The organism is Cellvibrio sp., assembly GCF_046347455.1.
GTDB lineage: Bacteria > Pseudomonadota > Gammaproteobacteria > Pseudomonadales > Cellvibrionaceae > Cellvibrio.
Genome location: NZ_JAXMGC010000014.1, coordinates 1 through 8101 on the forward strand (window position 1 = coordinate 1; position 8101 = coordinate 8101).

Below are 8101 nucleotides of genomic sequence, written 5' to 3' on the forward strand. Positions count from 1 at the left end.
GATTCTCAAAGCGTACATTTTGGGATCCATGTGGCGACTTGAAGAAAATATGGCGTGGACTTGAGCCGCCTCCGCAGCATTCAAAATGACCACAACACGCTAAAAATAGCCGCGTCCACCGAAATACCGGTACAACAGATAACACATCGCTTGCGCAAGAATCAGTGCAACGTTGGGCAGGAAGCTTTTATTTGAAAATTAAATTATTATCCCTTTCTTGCTAATTTCTGTACCCATTCCATCTGTTTAGGTAAACAGACATTTTTTAAATCGTAATTATGTATCGCGAACTCACGGGCTGCGTTACCTAATCGTTCTCTCTCTGTAGGGCATTCCAATAAATTGATGACCTGTGCGGCCAGCGCTTCTCTATCAAAAAAATCTACCAAGCGCCCAGTCTTATTGTGCGCAATAACCTCGCTGACTGGCGCTGTGTCGCTCGCGACAATCGCGCAACCAATGCTCATGGCTTCAAGCAAACTCCAGCTCAGTACAAATGGATAGGTAAGGTAAACGTGGACGCTTGAGAGTTGCAGTAGTTTAATAAAGTTTGGGTAGGAAACTTTTCCAACAAAATGTACGCGGCTCATATCAATCTGATCGCGTACTTCATCCAAAAATATATTCTTCCAACTTTTACCTTTGGGCGGCTTTGCTCCGTAGCTGACCCCATCACCGCCCACAATAATAATGCGGGCCTTCGGGCGTCTGCTCAGTATTTCTGGTAAGGCTCGTATAAAGATATGATAGCCACGCATTGGTTCCAAATTTCGATTTACGAAAGTGATAACTTCGCATTGTTTGTTCAGCACCACTGAATTATTAAGCTTAAGTTCGGCATCCACACTAGGTGTCAAATGTTGCGTATCAATTCCATCGTGAATAACGGAAATTTTGCTTTGTAAATCGGCTGGGAATACAGAAGCTTGAAATTGTGTAGGGGACAAGAATAAATCTGCCTGAGCAAATTGCAAATCTTGGCCCGCATTTTTTATGCGTAACCGACAAGCTTCAGCAACATTTGTGGTTAAAAATTCGGGGTCAAAATTTACATCGCTACCTTGGGCTTGGTAATAAAATTCTGCATAAAGACCGAGGCGCGCTTGTGGCCATACGTCTTTTAAAAACAAAGCCTCTCCCCATCCTGGGTGTGCAATGATAATGTCCGGATCAAAGCCATCTGCTTTCAGTCGCCGCGCTGCAAAATATGCAGCTTCACCACGAATAACTTTCGATTCCATGTCCAGTAGCCAAGGGTGAACTTTGGGTTCGTTACCGCGTAATGGTGTGTAATGTACGCAGTGAACTCCTTGCGGTACTGGGTTCTTATTAATTGCGAGGGCTTTAACATCGTGCCCCAATTCTGCCAACGTAGGTGCAAGGTGTTTAAATTGTCCCGGAAAGTTCTGGTGAACGAAAAGAATCTTCATGAAGTTTGTATTCCTTAACACTTTTGCGAAACGATAGTTTACGCGACAGGCAAATATTGTTAAATTCCGCGCGACCGGCAAGTAGGCTTGTCACTTTTTTTTCCGCATTGTACCTATATCTACCTGTGATTGAGTATAAAAAGGAATTGAGTATGGAAGCATGTCTCCCGCCAAAACTCATATTGATACACCTAATTTTTTAAAAAATGCTTTCTACTGCTGCGTGAATGTCCTGTTGGGCAAAGCCGCTCGCAATGTAGTAGAAATGACGAAGGGAATGGGTTGTTACTTTGCGTAGTCGCAACTCGAATCAGGATTTTGTATGTCTGTTTTAGAAGTAAATGACCCATTGCAGGAATCGCCGACTGTGGATTCTGGCTTAATTAGTCTTGTGCTCTTAGCGCGCTTTCATGGAATACCCGTAGAGCCAGAACAGATTGAGCATGAGTTTGGCTTGCCGGGTAAATTGTTTTCTGTGTCCGACATTATGTTGGCCGCAAAGAAATATAAGTTACAAGTCAAGCATGTCTCGACGTCGATTGAGCGTCTGGATAGAACACCGCTGCCCGCTATAGCAGTAAGTAAAACAGGCCAATTTTTTGTATTGGCTCAGGCAGATACTGATAAATTCCTAATTCAAGATCCCTGTTCAGCACGTCCATTAGTGCTAAGTCAGGAAGAGCTGGCTGAGTTATGGAGCGGTGAGTTAATACTGGTGGCATCCCGCGAATCCATGATCGGCGAGCTTGCCAAGTTTGATTTCACTTGGTTTATTCCCGCTGTTGTTAAATACCGCAAACTACTCAGTGAAATCCTGTTGGTATCGCTTGCGCTGAATTTATTTGCTCTAGTGACACCGCTATTTTTCCAAGTGGTAATGGACAAGGTTCTTGTCCATCGCGGCATGACTACATTGGATGTAATTGCCATCGGCTTATTAGTGGTATCCATCTTTGAAGTCTTATTGTCCGCACTGCGCACCTACGTATTTGCCCATACCACCAGCCGTATTGACGTTGAACTCGGAGCAAGAATTTTTCGGCACTTGCTCGCCCTGCCCATGAGCTATTTTCAGGCTCGCCGCGTGGGTGACTCGGTTGCGCGTGTTAGGGAGATTGAAAATATCCGCTCCTTTTTAACGGGCAACGCCATAACGGTTGTGCTTGATATCGTTTTTTCGATTGTCTTTATTGCAGTGATGCTGTTTTACAGCGGGTGGCTAACACTCATTGTTCTAGGTTCCCTCCCATTATATTTTTGTATCTCGCTGCTCATCACACCGCTATTGCGGGTTCGTTTAAATGAAAAATTTAATCGCAGTGCCGAAAACCAATCCTTTTTGGTAGAAAGCATTTCTGGAATAGACACGCTAAAAAGCATGGCGGTCGAACCGCAAATGACTCGCCATTGGGATAAGCAATTAGCGAGTTATGTATCAGCAAGCTTCCGTGCAACCACCTTATCAACAATTGCCCATGAAGGCGTGAATTTGGTGAGTAAGCTGGTTGTTGTTGGGACTCTATGGTTGGGTGCAAGGTTGGTTATTGATGGCGATCTCAGTGTTGGGCAATTAATTGCGTTCAATATGCTGGCTGGCCGTGTTGCACAACCCATTATGCGTTTGGCGCAATTGTGGACAGATTTCCAACAAGTGGGCATATCCATGCAGCGCTTGGGCGATATTTTAAACGCGCGTACCGAGCTGGCCGCCGATAATCGCTCCAGCCTGCCGCGCTTAGAAGGCAGAATTGAGTTTGATCAAGTCCGTTTCCGCTATAGACCAGATGGCCAGGAAGTTCTCTCAAACCTAAGCCTGTTGATTGAGCCGGGTGAAACCATCGGCATTGTAGGGCGCTCCGGGTCAGGAAAAAGTACCTTAACGCGACTGGTTCAACGCCTTTATGTACCCGAGCGTGGCCGCGTACTGGTTGATGGCGTTGATATTGCGCAAGCGGATACGGTCTCCTTGCGTCGTCAAATCGGTGTCGTGCTGCAAGAGAACGTGCTGTTCAACCGCACCATTCGTGAAAATATCGCCCTTGCTGATCCCGGCGCATCTATCGAAGAAGTGATGGTGGCAGCCAAGTTAGCCGGTGCTCATGAATTTATTCTAGAGCTGCAAGATGGTTACGACACCATGGTGGGTGAACATGGCTCAACGTTATCAGGCGGTCAGCGCCAACGCATTGCCATTGCGCGCGCACTAATGGGTAATCCCCGAATCCTTATTTTTGATGAAGCAACCAGTGCGCTTGATTACGAATCTGAACGCATTATTCAAAATAACATGAAAGATATTTGCGTGGGACGCACCGTTATTATCATCGCCCACCGCTTATCCTCAGTACGCCAAGCCGACCGCATTGTCGTTATGGAACGCGGGCAAATTGTTGAAATGGGCCATCACAATGAGTTGGTGGAAAATAACGGCGGCCATTACGCCCGCCTGCTTGAATTGCAGGGAGGCTAATCATGAGCCTCAAAGTGCAAGCATTTAAAGAGCTGCTCTACCGCTACAAATCCATATTTGTGTTGGTGTGGGCCCGCCGCCACGAAATGGAACCGGTACAACGCACTCCCCACGAATATGAGTTCTTGCCCGCGACACTCGCATTGCAAGAAACGCCAATTCACCCAGCCCCGCAAATATTTATGCGGCTTATTTTATTGTTTGTGGTCTTATTGGTGCTGTGGTCTTGTTTTGGCAAGTTGGATGTTGTGGCCTCTGCAACCGGCAAAATAGTCCCTGACAGCCGCAGCAAAACCATTCAGCCCATGGAAACCGCATCGGTTCATGCCTTCATGTGGTGGATGGCCAAGCGGTTAAAGCAGGCGAGAGTCTAATCGAGTTGGACGCAACCGTCGCGCAAGCTGATATCGATCGCCTGCAGCGCGAATACCAAGCCGCATTTTTAGATGCACAAATGTACAAAGCGCTCCTCGCTGCGCATGAAAAGGAATCTGCCACGCTCCAAAAGAAATCCTCTGCATTGGAATTTGACGTTCAAAAATTCCCAAGCACTATTTCAGGTGCCGATATTGATGCACAAAAGCGTTTAGCTACTGGTCAGTTAGATGCCTACAAAACCCGTGCCTCACAACTCGCTGCAGTTATAGCGCGGCAAGAAGCTGAGCAGCGCTCCACGCAATCTATTCTAGAAAAATACCAGGAAACCCTACCCATCATTCAGCAGCGTGAACAAGACTACCAGCGCCTTCGCGAAAAAAACTACGTATCCAATCACCAGTACCTCGAACTAAAAAAATCACTCATTGAACAAGAGCGAGATTTGGTAGCGCAAAAGGAACATCTGGCGGAAATCACAGCGGCACTTGTTGAAGCCCAGCGGGAGAGTAAACAGTTCTACGCAGAAACTCGCCGCAACTGGCTCGATAAATTGCACGAGGCAGAGCAAAGAACTAGCTCATTGTCGCAAGAATTTATTAAGGCAACCTCGCGCGGTGGCTTTATGCGTTTAACCGCACCTGTGGATGGCACAGTCCAGCAATTAGCTATTCACACTATCGGCGGCGTTGTTACTCCCGCGCAACCGCTTATGACGATTGTTCCCACCAATAGCCCCATCGAAATTGAAGCATACGTGTCTAATCAGGATATTGGCTTTGTTCGTAAAGGCCAGCAAGTGGAAGTGAAGGTTGAAACCTTTTCCTTCACAAAATACGGCACTGTAAAAGGCGAAGTTATTTCAGTGTCGTCAGATGCAATTAAAGATGAAAAGCTGGGCTTAGTATTCGCTACGCGTGTTCGCCTCAACAAAAACGCAATTTTTGTGGATGGTAATCAGGTAAACCTGTCACCCGGGATGGCGGTAACGGTGGAAATCAAAACAACACAGCGACGTGTGATTGAATACTTCCTTGATCCGTTGATGAGGCATGCTTCGGAGAGTTTGAGGGAGAGATAATCAACGAAGGCGAAAATTTCATGTTTATCTAAAAATATAGTGAATGGCGTTAATTAATATATTGGTAACCACTATGTCCTTCGTGCAAATAAATCTCAAAAGTACCCTGATAATTTATCGTATAGCTGTCAAAATATCAGACCTAATGAAATTTAACTTTTAATTGATTTGTGTTTATATTTTTATGAGGTGGTGTTTTATGAAAAAAATTATTGCGATACTTTTTGTTGGTGTATTTTCTGAAAATGCAATGTGTGACATGTTGTGTACGAAAATAAATATGTCATTGGTTGGGATAGAAAAAATTATTGAAGAAAAAGGAATACTTGAAGCTGCAAAAATTATTGAAGGCAATGAGTGTTTTGATTCGGTGCATAGGAAAATACCACTTCTAGATAAAGTGCAAGCGATTGGGGGCGATAAATTATTAATAACGAATTGGGACTTTCCTGCAGTTACTAAGGTCTCCGAGGGATTATCAATCCAGAAGCCTCTAGGTCAACAAAGCTTTATATCTCCCTTTGAGAATAATGAACAAAAATATTCAGTACGAAAATGTGATTTCAGCGGCGCGTCTGGCGGTGTTGCTGTAATTTCTCCTAAAAACCAAAATTTAGTTATCGTAGAGACTTGGTCGTGTGCTGTGGCCGGGTGTTCCTATGAATTTACATATTATACAGATGCGAAAAACAAAGATTTTTGTGAATAAATTTTTTAAATTAAAGGAGAGTCATGATGACAGCTTTTAGAGATGCTTTGGCGGCGAGAGAATGGTCGAGTAATCTGCGAAATTTAATTTTCCAGTTAGAAATCAAAGGAACTGGTACGCAGACTATTTATACATTGGCAATTTGGGGCAGTATATAAATATTAATTGTATTGCTAAGGAAATTGCTGAAAATAATTCTGATATTCGTATTGTTGATAGTACAAAGCTGCTAAATTTTTATATTTCGTATGCAAAAATTTTAATAATTTTAGTTATTTTATGAAAATTATTTATTTAGATTATTTTCATAAAGTGTTTAATTTTAAGGTAATTTTTTCAGAGTAATGCCAAGTAGAATTGCACTTGATAAATAATGCATCTTATATGTGGCGTTAAATAATATCGTTTTTTAGATGTGTTTTAAAAAATTGGATATCGAATTTTGATAATATGAGGGCTTTTGATATGAGTAGAAACTACTTAGCTTTTGGAGCGAGTGCTGTTATCTTATCTTTTATAGTTTATATATATTTTGATTTTTTTTCATTCTCAAAAACTATCTTTTTACCAAGTTGGATGTTGTTATTTCCATTTCCAATGCTTGTGCCTTCTGTGATTATTGGGGCTGCCTTAATTCCTGCTACATTTATTCCTCACAGCGTGCGTAGTGTTGTATGGGTTCTCGTTGCTAGTTTATCAATTTCCCCACTTGCAGGACTAATTCACTTTGCTTTATCGCCTATTCATCAGCACGGTGGATTAATCTATAACATATTGTTTAATTATTTTTGGATAATTCTTTATCATTGTTTTGTTCCTATGTTGATTCTATTTGCTATTCGTTTTGGTTATGAGCTTGTTAGATCGCATAGATAGCTATGAATGATAGCGTAATTAATTCTTATGAAAGATAGTGAGTTTGTAGTTTATATATCAACTTATCGAATTTTTTTAAATTAATCTATGGAATGAGAAAGGAGCTAAGAATGCCAAAGTTGACTGTGAATATATCAACAAAAGGTACAGGGTTGAACACAGGCGGAGTGTCTGCGGTAGGCCATATGTGGTACCAACTTAGTGGGCAGCCTAGAAGTTATGGGTTTGCACCCTCAACACACGGAGAAGCTTTTGGGCCCGGCCAAGTTTATTCGAACGACAGCTCAAATTATCAAAGCACAGATTTGTCGCTTACTGTTGAAATCACTCAAGCACAATATGATGCAATGAAGAGTTACGGTGAAAATCCGGCGGCCTATGGATTTAGTATGGAATATAATGGTCTTTCCAATAGTTGTATAGATTTTACTTGGAAAGCATTAGAAGTCGGTGGCTTAAATCCGAACGGATTTCAGGGATTTTTGTGGCCGGTTAATAATGAAGATGTTTTGCGATTAATAGTGGGTGGCGATAAAGATTATGTTGATGGTGTTAAAGGTATTTTGGGCCAAAAATACGGCCCTCCTTGGAACGGCGCAGTGTTTCCTTTAGGGCATGGAAAACCAAATCCCACTAAGCTCAAACGTCCGGCAGCAACCCCTGCATCACCTTTAGCCTTAGATTTAAATAGCGATGGTATTATTTCCACCACGGGTCTAAACAGCAACATTCACTTTGATTACAAGGGCGACACCTTTAAGGAGAATACAGGTTGGGTTGGCGCTGATGATGGTCTGCTTGTGCTCGATAAAAATAATGATGGAAAAATTACTAGCGGCAATGAGTTATTTGGTGATTCAACAATATTAAAAAATGGCACCGCTGCAAGTAACGGTTTTGTTGCGTTAGCAGAATTAGACACCAACAATAATGGAAAAATTGATGCAGGTGATACTGCGTTTTCCAACTTAAAAGTATGGCGCGATCTTAATCAGGATGGAATTACTGATACGGGTGAGTTGTTCTCACTTTCTGCCTTAAATATTGCTAGTATCAATATAAATTACACTAATCAAACTGATCAAATCGATAGTAACGGAAATCGTCTTAATCAAGTTGGAAATTACACTTTAACGAACGGTATAACCAACAACATCACA

General features: G+C 42.6%; 7 protein-coding genes. 6 read left to right on the top strand and 1 reads right to left on the bottom strand.

Features of this window, described 5'->3' with window-relative positions:
* Window positions 1-206: 206 nt before the first annotated feature.
* Window positions 207-1430: a glycosyltransferase family 4 protein gene (locus U1F02_RS15560; protein ID WP_409990041.1), complete on the bottom strand. Its 1224-nt coding sequence runs from the start codon at window positions 1428-1430 to the stop codon at window positions 207-209.
* 322 nt (window positions 1431-1752) lie between these two features.
* Between U1F02_RS15560 and U1F02_RS15565 the strand changes: the two genes are divergently transcribed.
* The 6 genes from U1F02_RS15565 to U1F02_RS15590 form a co-directional block, all read left to right on the top strand.
* Window positions 1753-3900, top strand: coding sequence for a type I secretion system permease/ATPase (locus U1F02_RS15565; RefSeq protein ID WP_409990040.1), 2148 nt, complete (start codon window positions 1753-1755; stop codon window positions 3898-3900).
* A gap of 2 nt (window positions 3901-3902) precedes the next feature.
* Window positions 3903-4274 (top strand): hypothetical protein, encoded by a 372-nt coding sequence (locus tag U1F02_RS15570; protein WP_409991325.1) that lies wholly within the window; start codon window positions 3903-3905, stop codon window positions 4272-4274.
* Window positions 4235-5356: an HlyD family type I secretion periplasmic adaptor subunit gene (locus tag U1F02_RS15575; RefSeq protein ID WP_409991326.1), complete on the top strand. Its 1122-nt coding sequence runs from the start codon at window positions 4235-4237 to the stop codon at window positions 5354-5356. The genes U1F02_RS15570 and U1F02_RS15575 overlap by 40 nt, the downstream gene beginning before the upstream one ends.
* A gap of 199 nt (window positions 5357-5555) precedes the next feature.
* A complete protein-coding gene (locus tag U1F02_RS15580) occupies window positions 5556-6065 on the top strand; it encodes a hypothetical protein (RefSeq protein ID WP_409990038.1) in 510 nt (169 codons plus the stop codon).
* A gap of 465 nt (window positions 6066-6530) precedes the next feature.
* The gene (locus tag U1F02_RS15585; protein WP_409990037.1) at window positions 6531-6941 is read left to right on the top strand and encodes a hypothetical protein; all 411 of its coding nucleotides are present in this window, start codon (window positions 6531-6533) and stop codon (window positions 6939-6941) included.
* A 110-nt stretch (window positions 6942-7051) separates the two neighbouring features.
* Window positions 7052-8101: hypothetical protein (locus U1F02_RS15590; RefSeq protein WP_409991327.1), on the top strand; the 1050-nt coding region annotated here is incomplete at its 3' end.

What these genes read in the sequence shown, in the direction of transcription:
- U1F02_RS15565 (WP_409990040.1), top strand. Translation starts at nt 1,753, where the DNA reads ATGTCTGTTTTAGAAGTAAATGACCCATTGCAGGAATCGCCGACTGTG.
- U1F02_RS15580 (WP_409990038.1), top strand. Translation starts at nt 5,556, where the DNA reads ATGAAAAAAATTATTGCGATACTTTTTGTTGGTGTATTTTCTGAAAAT.
- U1F02_RS15585 (WP_409990037.1), top strand. Translation starts at nt 6,531, where the DNA reads ATGAGTAGAAACTACTTAGCTTTTGGAGCGAGTGCTGTTATCTTATCT.
- U1F02_RS15560 (WP_409990041.1), bottom strand. Translation starts at nt 1,430, where the DNA reads ATGAAGATTCTTTTCGTTCACCAGAACTTTCCGGGACAATTTAAACAC.
- U1F02_RS15570 (WP_409991325.1), top strand. Translation starts at nt 3,903, where the DNA reads ATGAGCCTCAAAGTGCAAGCATTTAAAGAGCTGCTCTACCGCTACAAA.